Here is a 21,258-nt window from a genome sequence, read left to right as displayed (position 1 = left end):
GCAGCCCGTTGTCCTGCCGGGGTGACGTCGGGTCAGCGGAGGCCGAAGGCCCGGGTGACCGTCTGGTGGACGGTGTTGCCGACGGTGTCCCGCGCACTGGCGCGCACCGTGACGAACTCCGCCCGGCTCGGGGCGTCGAGGCGGAACCCGCCGTCCCCGGTGCGGGCGGCGCGGTGCCAGCTGCGGCCGTCGTCGTAGGACAGCTCCAGGGTGGGTGCGCCGAGGTGGCCGACGGGCGCGGCGCCGGGCAGGTGCGCGGCCGTCACGGTCACCGTGGCGTGCCGCTTGGCGCGGCCTGCACCGTCGACGTCGACACGGTAGTCGAGCTGCACGAGCGGCAGCACGGTCCTGGCCTCCGGGTCGGCGGCGGCAGCGGAGACGAAGTCCCACTGGGTCCGGGTCGCCGAGGAGTACGGCGTGAACGGCGCCTCGCGCTCACCGGTGACGACGAGCCGGTAGGGCAGCTTCCCGGGGCCCGGAGCCTTGCCCTCGACGAGCGAGAAGACCCCCTCCCCGAGGGTCGTGCCGCCCTGGGACAGGGTCATGTGCTGCGTGGTCGTACCGGTGTCGTCCTGGCTGAGGCCGATGTGGTCCCGGCTGCCCCAGGCGGGTACGTCGATGGCCATCGAGTCACCGATGCGCAGGGGCGAACGATACGCGTCGTTGAGGTGGGGTCGTTCGACGGGCCCGAACCACTCCTCCGACTGTCGGCTGCCGGGCCGGTAGGCCGTCTTGGCGCCGATCTCGTAGACCACGCCTCCCGCGTACGCCTCCTGGTTCCAGCGGTGGTCACCGGTGGAGACCCAGTCGGTACGGGCGCCCTTGACGGGCTCGGGCTGGGGGCCGCCGAAGGTCCAGCCGCTGCCCGGGATCCAGTCGTAGCGGAACTCCCCGCCGGACCCGTCGGGCAGCGGGCTGTCGAAGGCTACGTCGACCCGGGCCAGGGAGCGGGAGTCCGCCCGGGTGGTCATCCGGGCCGGGATCTCGTTGTGCCAGCTCGCCAGGAGGTCGTACACGTAGGGGCTGACCGGCTGGGAGGCCACGGTGACTCGCGCCCCGCGGACCTTCGCCTGGGCGGCGAGCTTCTCGCCCTCGTCGGTGCTCAGCAGCGCGACGTCGAGGGCGACGGGCGGCCCGAAGGGCTCGCCGTAGCCGCGCAGGGCACGGCCGTCCTCGTTGTTGACCACCAGAAGCAGTGCGGCCCCCGCGGCCACGGCGTTGGCCGCCTGGACGCCGTCGGCGACATCGTCGTCGCGGCGTACCACCACCGCCTTGCCGCGGGCGTCGAGCCGGGCGTACTCGGCTGCGGCGCCGTCGCCCGCGAAGACCAACGGCAGTGTGCGCGTGCCCTTCGGCAGTGCGGTGACACCGTCCTGGCGCAGGACGTCCGTGAAGTCGGTGGTCCGGGTGGACACCGTCAGCGCGGGCTGCTCCTTGCGCCAGCGGGCGTTGACGAGGAAGTCGCCGTGGGTCACCTTGTGGGTGGTCGGCTGCGCCCACAGGCTGTCGTACGCGGTCTGCGTCTCCAAGCCCGTCCGGTACGTCGTCCCTCCCATGGAGCGCTGGTAGTCCAGCCGCTGGTAGGTCGCCTCGGTCCGCTGGGGCACCGTCGTCTCGATGCGCTCGACCCGGCTCGCGTCGAAGGTGACCGCGGTGTCCCGCGTCAGCCGGACCTCGGGGTCCCCGAGCAGCGCCATGCCCCACGAGTGGGGGCCGTGGACGCCGGGGACGGTCTTGAAGGCGAGGGCCGAGTAGGTGTCCTCGGGCAGGTACAGCTCGGCCGTGCCGCTATCGCCGACGAGGACGGGGAGGGACTCGGAGTCCCCCGACTTCAGCAGGTCGAACACGCCCGGCACGGGGTTGCCGTCCGCGTCCTTGAAGTGCACCGTCAGCTTGTGCCGGACCGGGCCCGCGGACACCGCGGTGTGTGCCACGTTCCGCGCGTCGGCGTCCGTCGCGAGGATCTGGCCGCTGTAGGCGCGGCCACCGGCCGAGCCCGAGCCGTCGATCGTCAGCGTGACATCGGCGGTGCCGTGCGCCGGGACGGTGACCCGGGAGGCGGACAGCCGGAACATCCCCTCGGGCGCGTGCGTCGCCGCGACCGACAGATCCAGGGTGACCGCGGCGCCGGTGGTGTTCGTGTACGTCACCGGGCGCCGCACGGGGCCCGGTGAGCCGCCCGGGGCGTAGGCGGTCGCCGAGGCGTACACCCCGGCGCGCACCGCGGCGTCGACGTCCACCCGGCCGCTGCCGGCCTGGAACGCGTCGTACTGCGGAGTGCGGTGCGAACTGCTGGCAAGGACGTCCTTCAGGGCGCTGCCAGTGAGGTCGGGACGCGCGGCGGCGAGCAGAGCGGCGGCGCCGGCGACGTGCGGCGTGGCCATCGAGGTGCCGCTCAGACTCTGGTACGCACCGCTGCCGCCCGCGGCGAAGGAGGAGTTGGCGGCGAGGATGCCGACTCCGGGGGCGGTAATCTCCGGCTTCAGCGCGCCGTCGACCCGGGGGCCCTGGCTGGAGAACGGGGCCACGGTGTCGGTGGCGTCCACCGCGCCCACGGTCAGCGCGGAGGTGGCCACACCAGGGGCGCCGATGCTGCCGGCCTCGCCACCGTTCCCCGCGGCGACGACGAACAGCGCGCCGGTCTCGGCGCTGAGCCGGTCCACGGCCTGGCTCATCGGATCGCTGCCGTCGGACTGCTCGCTGGAGCCCAGGCTCATGTTGACGATCTTCGCGTGGCGTTCGACAGTGGCCCACTCCATGGCGGCCAGCGTCCACGAGATCTGCCCGCGCCCGGAGTTGTCCAGCACCTTGCCGATGCTCAGCCGCGCTCCGGGCGCCACCCCCTTCTCCTTGCCGTCGGAGGCCGCACCGGTGCCGGCGATGGTGGACGCCACGTGGGTGCCGTGCCCGTCGTGGTCGTCGGTGTTCTCGTCCGGTACGAAGCTCTGCCGCGCCGCTATCCGGTCGGCGAGGTCCGGGTGCCCGGCGTCGACGCCGGTGTCGAGCACGGCGACCTCGACGCCCTGCCCGGTGTTGCCGCCGGCCCAGGCCCTCGGGGCGCCGATCTGCGCGGTGCTGTCGGCCAGGTCGGCCTCGACCGTGGCGTCGAGCCAGATGTGTGCGACCCCGCCGCGGAAGGCGGCGTCGGTACCTGAATCCCTGACGCCGTCGGCGGCCGGGCGCGCCCCGGTGACGGAACGCCAGAACTCCGCGGTCCGCGTCCGGTCGGTACTGAGCGCGGTGCCCTGCACACTGGCGAGGTCGCGCACCTTGCGGGCGCCGTCGGGGACAGTGGCCGTACGGTGCGCCGCCGCGTCCCGGTACGACACGATCAGCGGGAGCCGCTCACGGGAGGCGTCGTCGTACCCGTCCTCGATCAGGCCGGTGACGTTGAACAGTTCGCGGTCGAGGCTGCCCTTGGCGACGAAGGGCAGCGCGGACTCCGGATACACGAACAGGTTGCCGTCCGCCTCGGTGAGACGCGACCGCGCGGGCTTTCCGTCGGCGTCCCGGACGGTGACCGTCCCACCGGCTCCGCCCGAGCCCTGACGGGTGGTCACCACGTCTCCGGTGATCAGTGTCACCGTGTGTTCCCCGGTGGGGACGCGGGTGGCGACGCCGGTGGGGACGCCGGCGGACGAGGGCGCCTGGTGCGCGGCGAGTGCGGGTGCGGGGCCGGGCCCCGCCACGGCCGGTACGCTGAACGGTCCCGTGAACACGAGCACCGAGGCGGCGGCAACTGCCGTCACGCTCCAGCATCTTGGGTGTTGCTTCAAGTGTCTGTATCTCCTGCGGTCGCGCCGGACGGGGGACGAACGTCCCCTGGCACTCCAAAGGTCACCGAACAAACGAACAAACGATCGGTCTCTCTGAAGCGCGGTGAGCATACGGCCACCGCGTACACCGTGTGAAGGGCTCCCGCCTCCGGTCACACGACACCGTTCACTGTTCACCCCGAGCGCTGGACACCGGCGACCGCTGTGCGCGTCCGCAGGCGGCCACGCACAGCGGTCGCCGAGACGTCATTCGACGAGCGCGCCTGAGTCCCCCGGACACCTCCCTATGCCGGCCGCGACAGCCGGCTCCGCTTCAGGAGAGGTAGTCCTCGACCTGCGAGGCGGGCCGAACGTGTGCGTTGTCGGGGTCTTGACCTGCGGCGACCCGCGCCTTTCGCTGCCGGAGCAGGTCCCAGCACCGGTCCAGCTCGACCTCCAGACGGGCCAGCCGGGCGTGCTCGGTCGACTCGTCGATGACCTGCTCGGCAAGCTGCTCCCGCAGGTCCTTCTCCTGACGGATCATTTCGTTGATGCGACCGAGGAGCTGTCCCTCGGCGTCGGCTTCGGAGCTGGTCATGATTCTCCCTGAACGATGGGTTGCCGCTGTTGGCACGGCCGACGGGTGAGCCGGTCGCACTCTTCATTGTCATGGACGGGGGACAAATGTGCCGCGTGACGTCCTTCTCGCCTTGAGCTCGGATGATGCGGCTCAGACAGTGTGAAGAAGTCCAGTATGGTGTGGTGGCCGAGTGGCCCGGATGAGGCTGAAGTCACACTGTGTCAGACTGATGTACGGCAAGGCGGCCTCGGACGCGTGACTGTCGCGTTCACGGACCACGAGCGAGTCATGCGCACAAGCACCCCCCATGTGATCCGGAAGAAGCAGGAGAGCAATGCCTACTGGTAGAACGACGGATCTGGCTCGGTTCCTTTCCGACCTCGAGGCGTACGCGGAGCTCGCCGAGGTCAACTTCGACAACCGAGCCGTCGAGCAGGTGCTCGACGTCTTCGCGGAGCAGTTCGCCACGGGAACCATCACGGTCCGCACCACGACACACGAAGCCTCCCACCGCAGTGTGAACTTCCGTTACATGTACCCGGATTCGCCCCACGATCCGGTCGGGATAGCCCGGGCACACGGACTTCTGCCCGACGCCGATCCCGCCGTCATGTCGCTGCTCGCGGAGGTCACCGAGAAGATCCCGCTGTGGTGGGGGCTGGACGCGTCGGTGGGACACGGCGTGCAGAAGGTCTGGGCGTTCTTCGAGCAGCCCTTGGAATTCGATGAGATCGCCTCGCTCGAAAACATCCCCCGTTCCCTGCGTGATCATCGTGCGCGTTTCGGCGAGGCTCGTATCGACAGATTCGCCATCATGGGTTTCGATTTCCGCGACAACACAACGAACCTCTACTCCGAGATGGTCAGTCCCGGCTATTTCGAGCAGGAGGAAGTAGCCAGGATGATCCGGGACATGGGGTCTCTCCCGCCGGACAACGAGGAGATCGGGCGCTGCCGGGGAGCGATCAACGTCTATTACACGTTCGACTGGAACTCCCCACAGGCCCGCAGGCTGTGCTTCGCCGTACCGTCGAGGGAAGGCGAGTTCCCCTCTCACCTGCACCCGCTCGCCGCCCGCTTCGCCGCCGAGGCCCCGGTGCAGGCCGAGCGGAGGGAGCTGATCTTCAACCCCACCTTCGGTGCCCGTGGGAGCTACCTGAAGATGGAGGCGGACTACACCGGTGATGCGGCGTCCCGGGTCTTCGGCTACTGGAACCGCTGATCGCCCTCGAACGCATCCATCGCCGGCACGGCCCCCGGAAGCAACGCTCCGTGGGGCCGTGCCGGCCGGTCGGCGCCGGCACCGACCGGCCGGAGACTCCGCCGGTTCCCGGAACGCGGGCCTAGCGCTGCCCTGCGGCCCACTCGTCGAAGTGGGTCTCCGCGATGCGGGCGCCGGCGCCGGGGAGCAGATCCGACTCCTGAAGCGCGGCACCCCAGTAGAGACCGTTCGGGTCCGTCACGACCGTTCGGGTGTCGTCCCGCACGGCCAGGCCCTTGCGGATGAAGTCCTCCAGCCGGAACACGTCGGGACCCGCGACCTCCACCGTCCCGTTGACAGGCGCGCCGACGGCCGTACGGCCCACGGCAGCGGCCACGTCACCCGAGAAGATGGGCTGGATCTTGATGGGGGCGACCGTCACGGTGTCGCCCTCCGTCGCCGAGTCCGCCAGGGACTTCGCGAACTCGAAGAACTGCGTGGCGTGCACGATCGAGTACGCAATCCCGGAATCCTTGATCATGTCCTCCTGGGCCTGCTTGGCCTGGAAGTAGCCGCTCCCCTGGAGACGGTCGGTCCCCACGACGGAGAGGGCCACGTGGTGGCCGACACCGGCCTCCGCCTCGGCCTTCAGGAGGTTGGACGTCGAGACGCGGAAGAACTCCTTGACCGCGTCGTCCGCGAACGACGGAGAGTTCGACACGTCGACGACGACCGAGGCGCCCCGCAGCACCTCTGCCAGGCCCTCGCCCGTCATCGTGTTGACGCCGGTGTTCGGGGAGGCCGGGACCGCCTCGTGCCCGTGCTCGCCGAGCCTGGCGACGACCTGCGAGCCGATGAGCCCGGTTCCGCCGATTACTACAACCTTCATCGGACGCCTTTCAGAGGATTCTCTCGGTGGCGCACTCGACGCCGTGACCGAGCTGTCTTCACATAACCAATGACCGGGTGGGCGCGCCACCTGTGACAGGGCGAGGAGTGCGGAGAATGACTGCGGAATGACTGCCGACCCGCTCAGTGGTCCCGATCGCCTCCGGCAGCGGCGTAGGTTCGTTCCATGAAGTACCACGACGTCTGAACGAGGCCCCTGTTCGGCCACTCGTCTCGGGAAGGAAACGTGGAGTGATGGGCGCCAAGAGGGTTGGGGAACACAACGGTGGGGACGGGCGGGGACGTGTGCAGCCCTCGGTGTCAGACCGTGAGCCACCCACCGGACCACCCGGGCGGACGGAGGACGTCTTCGCCCGCCAAGGGCCACGACTGTTCAGTATCGCGTACGGCATGCTCGGCAGCGCCACGCAGGCGGAGGACGTCGTGCGGGACGTCCGGCTGCGCTGGCAGGCCACCGACCATGCGGTGGTGGCTGATCCACAGGCGTACCTGACCACGGCCACGACCCGGTTGTCGATCCACGCCGCGCACGCCGCCAGGATGCGGCGCGCGTCGTACATCGGCCCCTGGCTGCCCGAGCCCCTGGACACCGGCGACGGGGGCGGGACCGGCGCCGCGGGCACGGAGCCGGTCGAGTTCGACCTGCTGCTCATGCTCGAGCAGCTGGACCTCGCGGAACGGGCGGCCTTCGTGCTGCGGGAGACACTGTCCTCCCCCTACCCCGAGATCGCCGCCGTCCTCGGCGTCGACGAGGCCCAGGCCCGGCACCTGGTGCACCGAGCGCGACGGCACCTCGCCACGGATCTTGCCACGGACCGCGTCACGGACCGCGTCACGGACCGGCAAGGCCGCGAGGACACCGCCGGTCGGTCACGCCGGGGCGACGGGGCCGAGGACTACGAGGCCGCCTGACCGGGCCGGCGCTCACCGGCCCGGGTGCCGTCGGGGACCCGTGCGCACGGCATGGGGTACGTGATGCCCGGCATCACCCACCCACACTGATGTGACATGGTGTGTGGAGGTACGAGTCGGTTGTGGGAGGATGTTCGTTCATGGGCGGAGAAGTCGAGGAGCCGGAGCCGCAGATGGTTCTGTCCCCGCTGACCAGTGCGGCGATCTTCCTCGTCGTCACGATCGACGGCGGCGGGGAGGACACCGTCCGGGACCTGCTGTCGGATGTCGCCTCGCTGGAACGAGCCGTCGGGTTCCGCGCGCAGCCCGACGGCAGGCTGAGCTGCGTCACCGGCATCGGTTCCGCGGCCTGGGACCGTCTGTTCTCAGGGGCGCGTCCGGCCGGGCTGCATCCCTTCCGGGAGCTGGACGGCCCGGTGCACCGGGCGGTCGCCACCCCGGGTGACCTGCTCTTCCACATCCGGGCCTCACGGCTGGACCTGTGCTTCGCACTCGCCACCGAGATCATGGGCCGGCTGCGCGGAGCGGTCACCCCTCAGGACGAGGTGCACGGTTTCAAGTACTTCGACGAGCGCGACATGCTCGGTTTCGTCGACGGCACGGAGAACCCGACGGGAGCCGCCGCGCGCAGGGCCGTCCTCGTGGGTGACGAGGATCCGGCCTTCGCGGGCGGGAGCTACGTCGTCGTGCAGAAGTACCTGCACGACATCGACGCGTGGGAAGGGCTCTCCGTCGAGGCCCAGGAGCGGGTGATCGGCCGCCGCAAGATGACCGACGTGGAGCTGTCCGACGACGTCAAGCCGGCCGACTCGCACGTCGCCCTGACCAGTGTCACCGGTCCGGACGGCAGCGATCTGGAGATCCTGCGGGACAACATGCCCTTCGGGTCGGTGGGCCGCGAGGAGTTCGGCACGTACTTCATCGGCTACGCCCGCACCCCCGAGGTGACGGAGACGATGCTGGAGCGGATGTTCCTGGGCACCGCGTCGGCACCGCACGACCGCATCCTGGACTTCTCCACCCCCGTCACCGGCTCGCTGTTCTTCACACCGGCGGCGGACTTCCTGGAGGACCTTCCCGCTCGGCCCTGAGCACCGAGCACCCCGACCCGCGGCCCACCCTCACGGGCCCCTCACGGGAGCACCCTCACGCCGGCGGCAGTACGGGGGTGGCGGCTTCTGGTAGAACCGGGCCGTGGTTCCTCGGAGCCGGCCCAAAGACTGCCTCGTCCGAACCGCGGCCCGACCGCTGCCGCGCTTCACCCCGTCTCGCCCTGGAGCCCGCCTTGTCCTTACGAACGACCCGCACCCGACCTGTATCGCTCCTCCTGGCGACCCTGCTCGTGACCTCGGCCCTCACCGGCTGCACGCTGACGGACCTCGCCCAGGACTGCGAGGGGACCGACGCCCGGGTCGAGGAGCTGGCGGCGCTCCGCATCCTCGACTCCCGGCCCGACGAGGCCACCGTCGCCCGGGGCTTCGAGGAGGTCGACGCCGGCTGCTGGTCCGACAGCGGCGAGGTCGCGGTGTACGCCGAGCGGACCTACGCCTTCCCCGGCACACGGGCCGACGTGGCGGCGCATTACCGGACAGCGGCGCGACAGGACGGATGGAGCCCAGACCCCGATGCCGCGCCCGACGACCTGAGCTTCGTCAAGAAGACCATGAACGTGCGGATCGTCTTCCTCACCGCCGAACGGCTCGCGGAAGAGGGCCATGGCAGCCGCCCCGACCTCAGCGCCGGTGCCGGTTACTCGATCCACGTCGACTCGTACGCCTGACGGAGCCGAGGCGGGCTGCTGGACATCCGCGTCGAAGAGGGGGCTGCCGTCGGCGATCCCCGGTAGCTCCGGCGCGGTCAGACGGAGCGGAGCGTCTGGCGCTGCCGCCCCAGTCCTTCGATCTCGATCTCCATCAGGTCGCCGGCCTTGAGGTAGGGGTAGCGGCCGGACAGGGCGACGCCCTGCGGGGTGCCGGTGTTGATGATGTCTCCGGGGTCCAGGACCATGTACTGGCTGAGGTCGTGGACGAGTTGGGCGACGGAGAAGATCATGTCCGCGGTGCTGGAGTCCTGTCGCGGCTCGCCGTTGACGTAGGAGCGCAGTCGCAGGTTCTGGGCGTCGGGGACTTCGTCGGCCGGGACGAGGTAGGGGCCGAGTGGGTTGAAGGTGGCGCAGGACTTGCCCTTGGACCACTGACCGCCGGAGTGCTCGAGCTGGAAGTCGCGTTCGGAGACGTCGTTGGAGACGGCGTAGCCGGCCACGTGGGCCAGGGCGTGCTCGGGGGAGTCCAGGTAGCGTGCCGTGCGGCCGATGACGACGGCGAGTTCGACCTCCCAGTCGGTCTTGGTGGAGTTGCGGGGGATCTCCACATTGTCGTGCGGGCCGATCACGGTGTTCGGGGGCTTGAGGAAGATGATCGGGCGGGTGGGCGGCTCGCTGCCGGACTCCGCCGCGTGGGCCGCGTAGTTCTGCCCGATGCAGACGACTGCTCCGGGCCGGGCGACGGGCGGCCCGAAGCGCAGCCCCTCGGCCTCCAGTACGGGCAGGGCGTCCTCGGCCAGGGCCTGGCGGGTGCGGGCGATGCCGTCGGCGGCGAGGAAGGCGCCGTCGATGTCGGGGGTGAGGGGGGAGAGGTCCCGGGTGGTGCCCCGGTCGTCGATGACGGCGGGGCGTTCCCGCCCGGGGTCTCCGAGCCGTACGAGTTTCATGTGCCGCATTCCTTGGTCGAGGGCCGGGTCGGGGAGTGGCCGCCGGTCGCGTCCGTCGCCGACCGGGCATGGAGGGGCGTGGGCGGGCGCGCCGTCGCTTCGGTGCTTGCCGGTTCAGTATCGGTGTACGGCACCACTTCTTGTCAATGGACTACCTGTATTGTCAACCCATTGACAATCATGGAGTGGGGTGAAGCGGCCTCACCCGGCCCGGCTGCGTCGATGTACGTGCCTGGCGCGTCCCCAGTTGCCCGACGGTCCCCTCGCCCATTGTCCGAAGGGTGTGTCCGTGTGTGACAGTGAGCCAAGCCAGTGTGAACTTGGCGATCCGCTGTCAGGCATGCCGTTGTTTTCCCCTAACATTGGTACCCCGATGGGTCGTTCGTGTGCCGGTCGGGTGGATTCCGCCTGTCCGACGGACAGTTCCGCCGACGGCTGTCGGTTCCGCGACCTCTCCCACTTGCCCGGCGCGCCGAGCGCCGGGCCATCGAATCGAGTTCAGGAAGGCGGGGCGTCATGGCGACACCCGACGGCGGGCAGGGCGGTTTCAGAGGCTCGGACGGTGTCCTGTACAAAACGACACCTGAGGATCTGAAGGCCAAGGCCCTGGACATCCGCACGACCGAACAGATCGTGCAGGCAGAACTCGACGCCCTCAAAAGCTACGTCGTCGCGATGGAGGCGAACTGGCAGGGCGTCGCCTCGAACACCTTCCAAGAACTGATGAGGGAGTGGGACGGGTACGCGGCACAGCTCCAGAACGCACTGCTCGCCATCGCGGGCGGCCTGGACTCCAGCGCCGACAACTACCTCGGCTCCGAGCACTCGAACCTGGCGAACCTCAACAACGTGTCACTTCCGAAGGCCAACCTGTCCTGATCCCGGCCTGCGTCCGCTCATCCGCTCGCTGCTCACACCCTCCGAAGGAATCGCGATGCCCGATATCGAAAGCGTGCCGATCTATGTCGGCCAGGGCCTGGAGACCGCCGGCCAGGACATCAACGCCGCGGCCCAGCACATCATGGGCGAGCTGCACGCCTTGAAGAGCCGGATCCAGTCGCTGATCGACACGTGGAACGCCCAGTCGGCGACCGACTACCAACTGCGCATGCACGAGTGGGACATGGCCGCCGTGGGTCTCTTCGGCAGCGAGGAGGACGACGGCGTGCTCGGCGAAATCGCCCGTGTCATGCGGGTGAACTGGGGCAACTACGTCGGTGCCGAGGAGGCCAACATCAGGACCTGGAACTCGGTGCACTGACCCCGCCGCCCCGCGACAGGCCCCGGCTACGTGTGACAAGGAAGACACCCAGTGGAGAATGAACGCTGTCATGTGACCGTGGTCGGAGCACGGCGGCGGGTCGATCTCGCGGTGCCCGCGGACGCGGCCATCGCCGAATACGCCCCTGCCCTGCTCACGCTCGTGGGGCAGGTGGAGCTGGACGAGACGTTCCCCCCGGTGTGGTCGCTGGCCCTGCCCGGCGCCCCGCCCCTCGCGCCCGAAGCCTCGCTGCGGGCGGCAGGCGTCGCGGACGGCGCCACGCTCTACCTCCGGGACGTGGCCGCGAGCGAGTTCGACGAGCCCGTGGTCACCGACCTGGAGGAGTCCGTCGAGAAGACCCGCGACGGTGTCACCGCCTGGGGCCGACGGGCCCGCGCCTACACCACACTGGTCCTGGCCGTCCTGGGCCTCGTCGCGGCCTTCGTGGTACTGGCGTGGTCGGGTTCCGCGGACTCCTACCGCCCCGGCACCGGGGTCGGCGCGATGGTCGTGGCCTTCGCCCTGACCCTGCTGGCCTGGCACTCCACCCGCCAGGGCTGGTCGCTGTCACTGGGCCTGAGGCTGATCATGGCGTGCGCGGCCGTCCCCCTGCTCGCCACGTCCGCGGCCTGCCTGCCGGTGGCGAACGCGAGCATCCCCGGCCTGCTCCTGGCCCTGAGCGTGGGTGCCCTGGTCGGGGCCCTGGCCGGGCTGCTGGCGATCCGGCACGTCACGACGCTGATGGCCGCGGCGATCACCGGTATCACCCTGGTGCTGACCGCCGCCCTCACCCTCGGTCGTACCTCGCTGCTGGAGTCGGCGGCCGCGGTGTCCGTCACCACCATGGGCGTACTCGCCGCCGCACCCAAGGCGGCCGGGCACTTCGCGGTGCTGGCTGGCTCGCGGGCGGACGGCACCGACCCCTACGCCGACGAGGCGGACGTCCTGCGGCTGGTGAAGCGGGGGCAGCGCGTGCTCATCGGCACGAACGTCCTCGGCTCGGCCGTCGCGGCCGCGTGCCTGGTGGTCCTGGGTGCGGCGGACGACGCCTTCGCGGTCGCGCTCACCGCCTGCCTCGGACTCGCGCTGATCCTGCGGGCGGGGCGGCTGACGATGGCGCCCGCCGTCGTCCCGATGGTGGCCGCCGGGACGCTCGGCCTGGCCGTGGCACTGGTCCGGGCTCCGGGCAACTTCGGCGCACCGGCGTGGTCCGGGCCCGTCGCCCTGCTGGCCGCGGCCGTGCCGGCGCTGGCGTTCGGCCTCGGCCGCGCCTTCCGCGCCGACTCCGACGACGAGCGGCCCACCTGGATCGACACACTCGCCGGGTTCTTCCTGCTGGCCTCCGTACCGGTCGCGGTCGGCGTCTTCGGCGTCTACACCTCGCTGATGCAGTCGGGGCAGACGCCGTGAGGGGCCCCGAGGACGGAGCGGTACGGCGGTGAAACGCAACGCCCTCAGGGTGGCGGACCGGGGCTGGGGCACACATCGCACCGTCACGGCCGCCGTTCGCGCGGCCGACGAGGGCGCGGTCATCCACGTCCAGCCCGGGGACTACCGCGAATCGGTGGTGCTGGACCGCGACATCACCCTGATCGCCGAGAAGGGCCCGGGGACGGTGCGCGTCGTCGCCGCCCACGGACCCGCGATCACGGTGCGGGGCGGCACCTGCGAACTGCGTGACCTGACGGCCGAGGGCACAGCCGGCCGCGAGCCCGCCGTGCTCGTTCGCGGCGGCCGGGCCGTCCTCGACCACTGCGCCGTCTCCGGCGGGCGCGTCGAGATCGGCCGCGGTACCGCCGAACTGCGCACCTGCACCGTCGAGAACGCCGAGGGCTCGGGTGTCCTCGTCACCGGCACGGCCCAAGTCGTCGTGGAGGACTGCGTGATCCGCTCCACGGCGGGGCACGGCCTGACACTCACCGATGCCGCCCGCGCGGAGGTACGGCACACCACGGTCGAACGCGCCACCGGCTGCGGCATCGTGCTGACCGGCGAGTCGCAGGGCACCTTCGACGCCTGCACCGTCCGCCATGTCGGCGACGCCGGTCTGCTGGCTCAGCCCCGCTCGCGCCCGCTCCTGCGGGACTGCCGGCTGCACGACATCGGCACGCAAGGCGTACGCTCCGCCGACGGCGCCAGCGCCGCGGCCGTCACCCCCGCGGCCGAGGAGGGGGAGCACGCCGCGGCGGCCGAGCGCGGGGCGCCCCGCACCAGGCTGGAGACGTGCGAGATCTTCCGCACCGGCGGCGAGGGCGTCCTGGCGGGCGACGCGGCCCGGCTCCGGATGGACGACTGCCAGATACGGGAGACCGGCGGCGCCGGCGTCATCGCCGCGGGCACCGGACACGTCGAGATGGAACGCGTCCGCGTCGTCGACGTACCCGGCACCGGTCTGGCCGTTCTGGAAGACGCGGAACTGCGGGTGCGCGGCGGCACGGTGGCCCGGACCGGGGCCAACGGCCTGCACGCCACGGACCGGTGCACCGTACGCCTCACCGAGTGCGAGATCGCCACCACGGCCTACACGGCACTGCACGTCGCCGGCAGCGTCCGCGCCGAACTGCGCTCCTGCACCGTCCGGGACAGCGCCCAGCACGCCGTGCACGTCGAGGGGGCGGCCGACTTCACCGCCGAGGACACCCGTATCGAACGGGCCCGGATGGCGGGCGTGGACGTCAAGGACGCCGACGCCGTACTGCGCGGGCTCGTCGTCGCCGACACGGAGACCGGCATCCGGCTGGACAGCCGGCACCGGCCGCTGCTGGCCGACTGCGAGGTGCTGCGGCCCGCCAGGACCGGCGTCGAGATCGCGGCGGGCACCAGCGCCCTGCTGGTGGGCGGCCGGATCGAGGGATCGGGGTCGGCCGGCGTCTTCCTCGACGAACGCAGTGAGGCCTGGATCGAGGACCTCACCGTCTCGGACTCCCAGGGCAGTGGCCTGGTGATCTGGGCCGGAGCCCGGCCCCGGGTCCGCTCGGTCACGATCGCGGGCACCACCAAGAACGGTGTGTACGCGGGCGATGGATCCGGGGGCCTGCTGGAGGACTGCACGATCTCCGCCACCGGCTATCCGGCGGTGTACGTGGGATCCAAGGCGTCCCCCCTCCTGCGCCGCTGCCTGGTGCGGGACACGGACGAGGACCTGTCCCAGGCCGACGACGCGGCGGCCCGGTTCGAGCAGTGCCGCACCAGCGGTGTCACGGCCTCCACCCTGCCCACGGCGGACGCGGGAGCCGCCGCCGGACCGCTCCACGCGGCGGGCACCGCGGGCGCACCGGCGACCGGCCCCGGCACGGCGGTCGCCGTCCGGGAGGGAACGGGCGAGGACCGGCTGCCCGAGCTGCTGGCCGAACTGGGCGACCTGGTGGGCCTGGAGAGCGTCAAGCGCGAGGTGGAGTCCATGGCCAAGCTGATGCAGCTGGTCAAACGGCGTCAGGAGGCGGGTCTACAGCCGCCGCCGCTCAGCCGCCACCTGGTCTTCGCGGGCAACCCGGGCACGGGGAAGACAACCGTGGCGCGACTCTACGGCCGGCTGCTGGCCGCTCTCGGACTGCTCACCGACGGGCACCTGGTGGAGGCCGACCGCGGCGCGCTGGTGGGGGAGTACGTCGGCCACACCGCGCCCCGCACCACCGCCGTCTTCAAGCGGGCGCTGGGCGGCGTGCTCTTCATCGACGAGGCCTACTCCCTGGTGCCGGCCGGGCAGAGCACGGACTTCGGACAGGAAGCGATCTCCACCCTGGTGAAGCTGATGGAGGACCATCGCGACGACGTGGTGGTGATCGCGGCCGGATACCCGCAGGACATGGAACGCCTCATCGACTCCAACCCGGGCCTGGCCTCGCGCTTCACCCGGACCCTGCGCTTCGACGACTACTCGTCGCAGGACCTCGTGCGGATCGTTGAGCACCAGGCGGCCCGGCACGAGTACCGGATCGGTGACGACACGGCCGCGGCGCTGCTGGACCACTTCGGCTCGATCGCCCGGACCGAGCGCTTCGGCAACGGACGCACCGCCCGCCAGGTCTTCCAGCAGATGACCGAACAGCACGCCATGCGGGTGGCCGACCTGTCCGACCCGGACGCCGACGACCTCACGGTGCTGCTGCCGGTCGACGTCCCCGCGGCGGTGTCCTGATGGCGGGCCCCGGCGTGTCCGCCCGGCACACCGGTGCCGGGCGGCACACGGTGTGCTGCTCAGCTCGTCACGGGACCCGGGGGCTCCGGGAAGTGCGAGGCGCGGTCGAGACGGGAGTAGGACTGGCCCGAGCTGTTGATGAGCGCGATGTAGTTGCCCAGCAGCGCGAGGGCGTTGGCCTGCAAGGACAGTGCCTTCTGCATGGCCGGGTTGATGTGGGCGGCGAACTCCTCACCGATCTCGGCGATGATGCGCGCGTCGTTGTCGTCGGTCTCCTGCACCGTCGGGCTCCAGCCGGTGCCCCCGGGCGTCGTGGGGCCGTACGAACCCGAGGAGATGGCGGGCTTCGGCTTGGCCAGCGCCCAGAACTGCGAGTGCACGGCGGTGTCGACCCTGGCCCGCAGGGTCTCGTAGTTGCCGACCGCGTTGCGCCCCTGGGCCAGCAGGGTGGTCTCGGTCGCCCGGACGGTGGTCGCGTCGAACATGATCGGGCCGCTGTCGGCCACTTCGGTCGCCGATTCGCCGCCCGACCCGCCGCTCGGGTCCTGGTTGAAGCTGGGCGGGGTCTCCCAGCCCACCGACATGCCGGGGACGAGGTGACCGAACTCCTTCCCCTTGTCGGGGTCTTCGACGGCTCCGCCGCCCTCGCCGCCCGGGGCGGGCTGATTCTGGGGATTGGGCATTCTCTGCTCCCGTGTGAGCGTCCGCCGGCGACGGACGGCCGGCGTTCCGGTCGGACGACGCCGACTCTCGCAATGTTGTCACACCGAGTTCCGGCGGTGAAAGCGCCGGGCCCCATGTCCGGGAGGCCGTCCGGCTTCCGTGTGCCGCGGACCGCGGTCGAGGATCAAGGAGTGTCACTCATGTCAACACCGGCCGGAAACAACGGCGGTTCGGGCGGCGGGGGTTCGAGCGGCCACGGCGGCGGCATGTCTCCGCAGGAGTTCCGGGTCGCACTCGGCGAACTCCGGCGGGCGATCGGCGCGGTGCGCGGCGAGAGCGAGCACATCGCGGGACTGATCGGCCAGGTGGAGGCCCGCTTCCAGGCGGCCCAGACCCACTGGCAGAGCCCCGCGGCCTCGACCGCCGAGGTGATGACCAGTTGGTTCGCCAGGGCCTCGCACGATCTGGAGGAACTGTTGCGCGAGATGGCGCACCGCATGCAGACCGCCTACGACAACTACGCCTCCGCCGAGCAGGCCAACACCACCAACTCCGGAGGCTGACGATGCCCGAGAACGCGAACTACGACGCCGTCACGATAAAGATCGATCCGCCGGCCCTCGGCACGGAGGGCACCACACTCGTGTCGCTCGCCGGCGAGATCGGTGAGTCGATCATGCGTGTCAACAACATCGCCGCCGGGCTGAGACTCGGCTGGGTCGCCCCGAGCGCCACGGAGGCCCAGGAATTCGGCGACCGGTGGACGCGCGTGATGACGGAGATGTTCGGCCAGGAGGGCGGCCGACTCGGCGTCCTTCCCGCCATCGCCGGAGGAATACTCGGCGCCGCCGTCGGCTTCAGCCATCTGGAGAACGAACTGTGGTGGGCCTTCACCAACTTCTCCAACGAGATGGCTGTCCCCACCGGCGACGGCGGCGGGCCCTCGGACCACCTCGGACCCGAATTCCCCTTCACCCAGGACTTCCCGAACTAAATGACCAGGACAAGCTTCCACCGCCCGGCCAGGACGTTCCCGCCCTCGGTCCCGGAGCAGCAGGTCTCGCTGGCGGCGCCTCCGCAGAAGGCCGCGCAGAACCAGGCGCAGACCTGGCTCTACATGCTGCTTCCGCTGCTCAGCAGCATCAGCATGGCCGCCTACATGGTCACGTTCGGGCGACCCTGGATGATCATGCTGGGCATCGGTTTCGTCGTCGTCTCCATCGGTGTGACGGTCGTCGTCAGGACCCAGACCAAGAACGCCGGCCGACGCACCCAGCACCGGCAGCGCGACCGGTACGTCGAGTACCTCGGGGACATCCGCAACCAGGCCCGCGAGTCGGCGGCGGCGCAGCGCGCGGTCAGCGCCTTCGTCCACCCGAGCCCGCAGCGCCTGTGGGCGATCGCCACCACCGGCCCGCGGCGGGTGTGGGAACGCAGGCCCGCCGACGCCGACTTCATGAAGCTCCGGCTCGGCATCGGCCGAGGCGCCCCCGCGATGCGCATCACACTCAGCCGGCACAGCGACCCCACGACGGAACACGACCAGGACGCCCGCCGCCGGGCCGAGAAGCTGTCCCGCGACTTCGAGACCGTCGGACTCCAGCCCGCCTGGGTCGACCTCGCGGGCACCGGCGTCCTGAGCCTGCTCGGCCCCGGGGAGCGCACCGCCGAGCTGACCGGATCGCTGCTGCTGCAACTCGCCGTGCTGCACGCCCCCGACGACGTGCAGATCGCGGCCCTTGTCCAGGACGAGGACCGCTCCTGGGCCTGGGCGAAGTGGCTGCCGCACGCCCGCCGGCCCGGCCGGGGCGACTCGGCGCCCATGATCGCGCTGACCATGGACGGCCTCGCCGACATCCTCCAGTCCCACGTCGACCGGGTACGTGAAGAGCGCGCCGAGCGCGCCGGCTCGCTCGGGATACGCCGCGAGGCCAGGACCGTACGGCATCTGGTGGTCGTCCTCGACGGCTTCCGGCCCGACGCGGACTGGGCCGGGCTGCCCCTGGTGTCCGACCTGCTGGCGGAGGCCGGCCCGGACAGCGGCCTGCACGTGGTGTGCGTGGTCGCCAAGGAGAGCGAGGAGCCCAGCCGGGTCGACGCCCGCGCCCGGGTGGACGCCGAGGGCGCTCTCACCCTGGAGACACGCCACCCCGCGCTGGTCCAGACCGCCCAGGACGCGGTCGCCGACGTCTGCCCGCCGCCGCTCGGCGAGCAGACGGCCCGCGCGCTGGCCCCGCTGCGGCTGTCCGGCGAACACGAACAGGTTCTCGCGCGTACCGTCGCCCTGCCCGAGATGCTGGGCGTGTCGGATCTCGGCGCGTTCGACCCCACCGCGCTGTGGCGCGAGCCCGACGACGAGGCGCTGCTGCGGCTGCCGATCGGCTTCACCGGCGACGGCTCCCCACTGGTGCTGGACCTCAAGGAGTCCGCGCAGGGCGGCATCGGCCCGCACGGCCTGGTCGTCGGCGCCACCGGCTCCGGCAAGAGCGAACTGCTGCGCACCCTGGTGACGGGCCTGACCATGACCCACGCGCCGGAACACCTGAGCTTCGTCCTGGTCGACTTCAAGGGCGGCGCCACCTTCGCCGGCGTGACCGAACTCCCGCACGTGGCAGGCCTGATCACCAACCTCGCCGACGACCTGGCCATGGTCGACCGGGTCCGCACCGCCCTCCAGGGCGAGCAGCAGCGGCGCCAGCGGATGCTGCGGGCGGCCGGCAACGTGGACTCGGTGCGCGAGTACCAGATCCTCCGGGCGAACGGCGGCACCGACGAGGACGGCAGGCCGCTGGAGCCGATGCCGTACCTGATGATCGTCGTCGACGAGTTCGGTGAACTCCTCACCCAGCGCCCCGACTTCATCGAACTGTTCGTGCAGATCGGACGGGTCGGCCGAAGTCTCGGCATGCACCTGCTGCTGGCCACCCAGCGGCTGGACGAGGGAAGGCTGCGCGGGCTGGAGTCACATCTGTCGTACCGCGTGTGCCTGCGCACCTTCAGCGCCCAGGAGAGCCGGGCCGTGATCGGGACCACCGACGCCTACCGGCTGCCCTCCATCCCGGGCTCCGCCTACCTCAAGGTCGACGAGTCCGTCTACGAACGCTTCCGCGTCGCCCACATATCAGGTGCGTACGAGGAGGCCGACGAACACGTGACGCAGACCGGACCGCCGGCGGTGCCCGTCCCCTTCGGGCTGCGTACCGCCGAGGACGCCCAGGAGGAGGACGGCGAGGAGACCGAGCCCTCGGCCTCCCTGCCCCACACGCTGCCCGGCCGGCGCACCGAGATGCAGGTCGTCGTCGAGCAGGTGAAGGCGCACGGCAGCCCCGTGCACCAGGTGTGGCTGCCGCCCCTGCCCCCGGTGATCGAACTCGAATCGGTACTCGCGCCGCTGGAGACCGACGACGAGCGGGGACACCACTCCCTGCTGTGGCCCCAGGGCGGCGGACTCACCTTCCCGGTCGGCGTCGTGGACCTCCCCGCCCGCCAGGAACAGCGTGCCCTGCTCCTCGACCTGTCCGGCCAGCAGGGGCACCTCATCCTGGTGGGCGCGCCCCAGTCCGGCAAGAGCACCCTGCTGCGCTCCCTCATGCTCAGCGCCATGCTCACCCATACCCCGGACGAACTCCAGTTCACGGGTATCGACTTCGGCGGTGGCAGCCTCATCGGCCTGGAGGACGCACCGCACGTGTCGGGCATCACCACCCGGCACGACGAGGCGCGCACCCGGCGCGCCCTCGCGGTGGTGCGCCGGCTGGTCGACGAACGGGAACGGCTCTTCCAGCAACTGCGCGTCGACTCCGCGGCGGACTTCCGCCGGCTCCGCGACGAGAAGGCCCTGCCGCCCGGGGTCAACGCCGCCGACATCGTCCTCGTCGTGGACAACTGGAGCGCGCTGCGCGCCACCGTGGAGGAGGCCGAGGCGATCGTCCCCGACATCGCCGTACGCGGCCTCAACGTGGGCGTGCACCTGGTCCTCACCGCCAACCGCTGGGCGGAACTGCGGGCCAACCTGCGCGACACCATCACCGGACGCCTCGAGCTGCGGCTGGCCGAGCCCGCGGAGTCGGAGATCTCCCGGCCGCTGGCCAAGCAGGTGCGCGCCTTCGTCCCGGGGCGCGGACTCGCGGCACCGGGCAGCTTCTTCCAGGCGGCGCTGCCCCGCCTGGACGGCGCCGCGACCGTCGACAATCTGACCAAGGCACAGGAGACCGCGGTCGCGGATCTCACCCGGGCCTGGAAGGGGGCCGTGGCCCCACCGCTGCGTGTGCTGGCCGACGTGGTGACGCCGAAGGATCTGGCGCAGGCCGTGGAAGCCCTCCCCGGAGGTGTCGAGGCACTGCCCGCGGGCGCCGTGCCGATCGGCATCGGGGAACTCGACCTGGCCCCGGCGGTCATCGACCTGGAAACGGACGGACCTCACTTCCTGGTCTACGGCGACTCCGGATCGGGCAAGACGTCGTTCCTCCGGTCCTGGATGCGGCAGACGGCCGCCCGCCGGTCGCCCTGGGACGTGCGGTTCGTCGTCGTCGACTACCGGCGCCGACTGCTGGGCGCCGTTCCCGACGACTACATGGGCGCGGTCGCCGGCGACCCGGACACCGCCACCGCGTACCTCGGGCAGGTCGTGGAGAAGCTGAAGGAGCGCATGCCGCCCCCCGGCATCACCCCGCGCGAGCTCAAGGAACGCGACTGGTGGGCCGGGCCCGAGCTGTACCTGGTCGTGGACGACTACGACCTCGTCGCCCCCGCCGGGGCGGGCGGACGCGGGCCGCTGGCCGCCATCGGCGACTACGTGACCCAGGCCGCCGAGATCGGCTTCCACGTGGTGCTGGCCCGCCGCAGCGGCGGGCTGTCCCGCTCCCTCTCCGACCCGGTCGGCGGACGCATCCGTGAACTGGGAGCCGACGGGCTGCTGCTGTCGGGCGACCCCCGCGAGGGATCGGTTCTGCACGACCAGCGGGCCCGGCGCCTCCCACCAGGCCGCGGCCTCCTCGTCTCCCGCCGCACCGGCGCCTCGCTGCTGCAGACCGTCTACGACCCGGCCGACGACTAGCCGGTGCGCGGGCCGACGGCTCCGCGCACCACCGAGACCGACACGCGAACCTCTTGACCGGACCGCGGTTCCCC

Annotated in this window: 16 protein-coding genes; 11 read left to right on the top strand and 5 right to left on the bottom strand. The window is 71.3% G+C overall.

The features are described 5' to 3' along the window. Positions 1 to 32 precede the first annotated feature (32 nt). Positions 33 to 3,776: a S8 family serine peptidase gene (locus B9W62_RS00560; RefSeq protein WP_087804089.1), complete on the bottom strand. Its 3,744-nt coding sequence runs from the start codon at positions 3,774 to 3,776 to the stop codon at positions 33 to 35. A gap of 313 nt (positions 3,777 to 4,089) precedes the next feature. Beyond that, positions 4,090 to 4,353 (bottom strand): DUF2630 family protein, encoded by a 264-nt coding sequence (locus B9W62_RS00555; RefSeq protein ID WP_087804087.1) that lies wholly within the window; start codon positions 4,351 to 4,353, stop codon positions 4,090 to 4,092. Positions 4,354 to 4,669: 316 nt separating this feature from the next. Here B9W62_RS00555 and B9W62_RS00550 point away from each other — a divergent pair, with 316 nt between their 5' ends. After that, positions 4,670 to 5,557, top strand: coding sequence for an aromatic prenyltransferase (locus tag B9W62_RS00550; RefSeq protein WP_087804085.1), 888 nt, complete (start codon positions 4,670 to 4,672; stop codon positions 5,555 to 5,557). Positions 5,558 to 5,678: 121 nt separating this feature from the next. Here B9W62_RS00550 and B9W62_RS00545 read toward each other — a convergent pair whose 3' ends face one another. After that, positions 5,679 to 6,425, bottom strand: coding sequence for an SDR family oxidoreductase (locus B9W62_RS00545; protein ID WP_087804083.1), 747 nt, complete (start codon positions 6,423 to 6,425; stop codon positions 5,679 to 5,681). 305 nt (positions 6,426 to 6,730) lie between these two features. On the opposite strand from B9W62_RS00545, the gene B9W62_RS00540 reads away from it, so the two are divergent. The 3 genes from B9W62_RS00540 to B9W62_RS00530 all read left to right on the top strand — a co-directional run bounded on the left by B9W62_RS00540 (position 6,731) and on the right by B9W62_RS00530 (position 9,137). Further along, entirely contained in the window at positions 6,731 to 7,357 is a 627-nt protein-coding gene (locus B9W62_RS00540; protein ID WP_306426445.1) for a sigma factor-like helix-turn-helix DNA-binding protein, read from the top strand. A 140-nt stretch (positions 7,358 to 7,497) separates the two neighbouring features. After that, on the top strand, positions 7,498 to 8,448 hold the full coding sequence (locus tag B9W62_RS00535) for a Dyp-type peroxidase (protein WP_087804080.1): 951 nt from the start codon (positions 7,498 to 7,500) through the stop codon (positions 8,446 to 8,448). Positions 8,449 to 8,642: 194 nt separating this feature from the next. Next, positions 8,643 to 9,137, top strand: a complete 495-nt coding sequence (locus B9W62_RS00530; RefSeq protein WP_087804078.1) for a hypothetical protein — start codon at positions 8,643 to 8,645, stop codon at positions 9,135 to 9,137. A gap of 77 nt (positions 9,138 to 9,214) precedes the next feature. Here B9W62_RS00530 and B9W62_RS00525 read toward each other — a convergent pair whose 3' ends face one another. Beyond that, complete coding sequence (locus B9W62_RS00525) at positions 9,215 to 10,066, bottom strand: fumarylacetoacetate hydrolase family protein (RefSeq protein ID WP_087804076.1); 852 nt, start codon at positions 10,064 to 10,066, stop codon at positions 9,215 to 9,217. A gap of 516 nt (positions 10,067 to 10,582) precedes the next feature. Here B9W62_RS00525 and B9W62_RS00520 point away from each other — a divergent pair. The 4 genes from B9W62_RS00520 to B9W62_RS00505 are packed head-to-tail and all read left to right on the top strand — an operon-like array spanning position 10,583 to position 15,465. Further along, positions 10,583 to 10,945, top strand: coding sequence for a WXG100 family type VII secretion target (locus B9W62_RS00520; RefSeq protein ID WP_087804074.1), 363 nt, complete (start codon positions 10,583 to 10,585; stop codon positions 10,943 to 10,945). A 55-nt stretch (positions 10,946 to 11,000) separates the two neighbouring features. Continuing rightward, on the top strand, positions 11,001 to 11,327 hold the full coding sequence (locus B9W62_RS00515) for a WXG100 family type VII secretion target (RefSeq protein ID WP_087804072.1): 327 nt from the start codon (positions 11,001 to 11,003) through the stop codon (positions 11,325 to 11,327). Positions 11,328 to 11,378: 51 nt separating this feature from the next. Then, positions 11,379 to 12,737 (top strand): type VII secretion integral membrane protein EccD, encoded by a 1,359-nt coding sequence (eccD, locus tag B9W62_RS00510; protein WP_087804070.1) that lies wholly within the window; start codon positions 11,379 to 11,381, stop codon positions 12,735 to 12,737. A gap of 28 nt (positions 12,738 to 12,765) precedes the next feature. Next, on the top strand, positions 12,766 to 15,465 hold the full coding sequence (locus B9W62_RS00505) for a right-handed parallel beta-helix repeat-containing protein (protein WP_087804068.1): 2,700 nt from the start codon (positions 12,766 to 12,768) through the stop codon (positions 15,463 to 15,465). Positions 15,466 to 15,524: 59 nt separating this feature from the next. On the opposite strand, the gene B9W62_RS00500 is transcribed toward B9W62_RS00505, so the two are convergent. Further along, positions 15,525 to 16,148, bottom strand: coding sequence for a hypothetical protein (locus tag B9W62_RS00500; protein WP_087804066.1), 624 nt, complete (start codon positions 16,146 to 16,148; stop codon positions 15,525 to 15,527). A 180-nt stretch (positions 16,149 to 16,328) separates the two neighbouring features. Here B9W62_RS00500 and B9W62_RS00495 point away from each other — a divergent pair, with 180 nt between their 5' ends. Genes B9W62_RS00495 through eccCa form a run of 3 tightly spaced genes read left to right on the top strand, consistent with a single transcriptional unit; the run spans position 16,329 to position 21,184 of the window. Further along, positions 16,329 to 16,691, top strand: coding sequence for a WXG100 family type VII secretion target (locus B9W62_RS00495; RefSeq protein WP_087804064.1), 363 nt, complete (start codon positions 16,329 to 16,331; stop codon positions 16,689 to 16,691). A gap of 2 nt (positions 16,692 to 16,693) precedes the next feature. After that, on the top strand, positions 16,694 to 17,122 hold the full coding sequence (locus B9W62_RS00490) for a hypothetical protein (protein ID WP_087804062.1): 429 nt from the start codon (positions 16,694 to 16,696) through the stop codon (positions 17,120 to 17,122). Next, a complete protein-coding gene (eccCa, locus tag B9W62_RS00485; RefSeq protein WP_087804060.1) occupies positions 17,123 to 21,184 on the top strand; it encodes a type VII secretion protein EccCa in 4,062 nt (1,353 codons plus the stop codon). It begins immediately after the preceding gene. Positions 21,185 to 21,258 lie beyond the last annotated feature (74 nt).

The sequence above is a fragment of the Streptomyces sp. CS113 genome, assembly GCF_002188365.1.
Lineage (GTDB): Bacteria > Actinomycetota > Actinomycetes > Streptomycetales > Streptomycetaceae > Streptomyces > Streptomyces tendae.
This window is presented reverse-complemented; position numbering and strand designations above follow the sequence as displayed.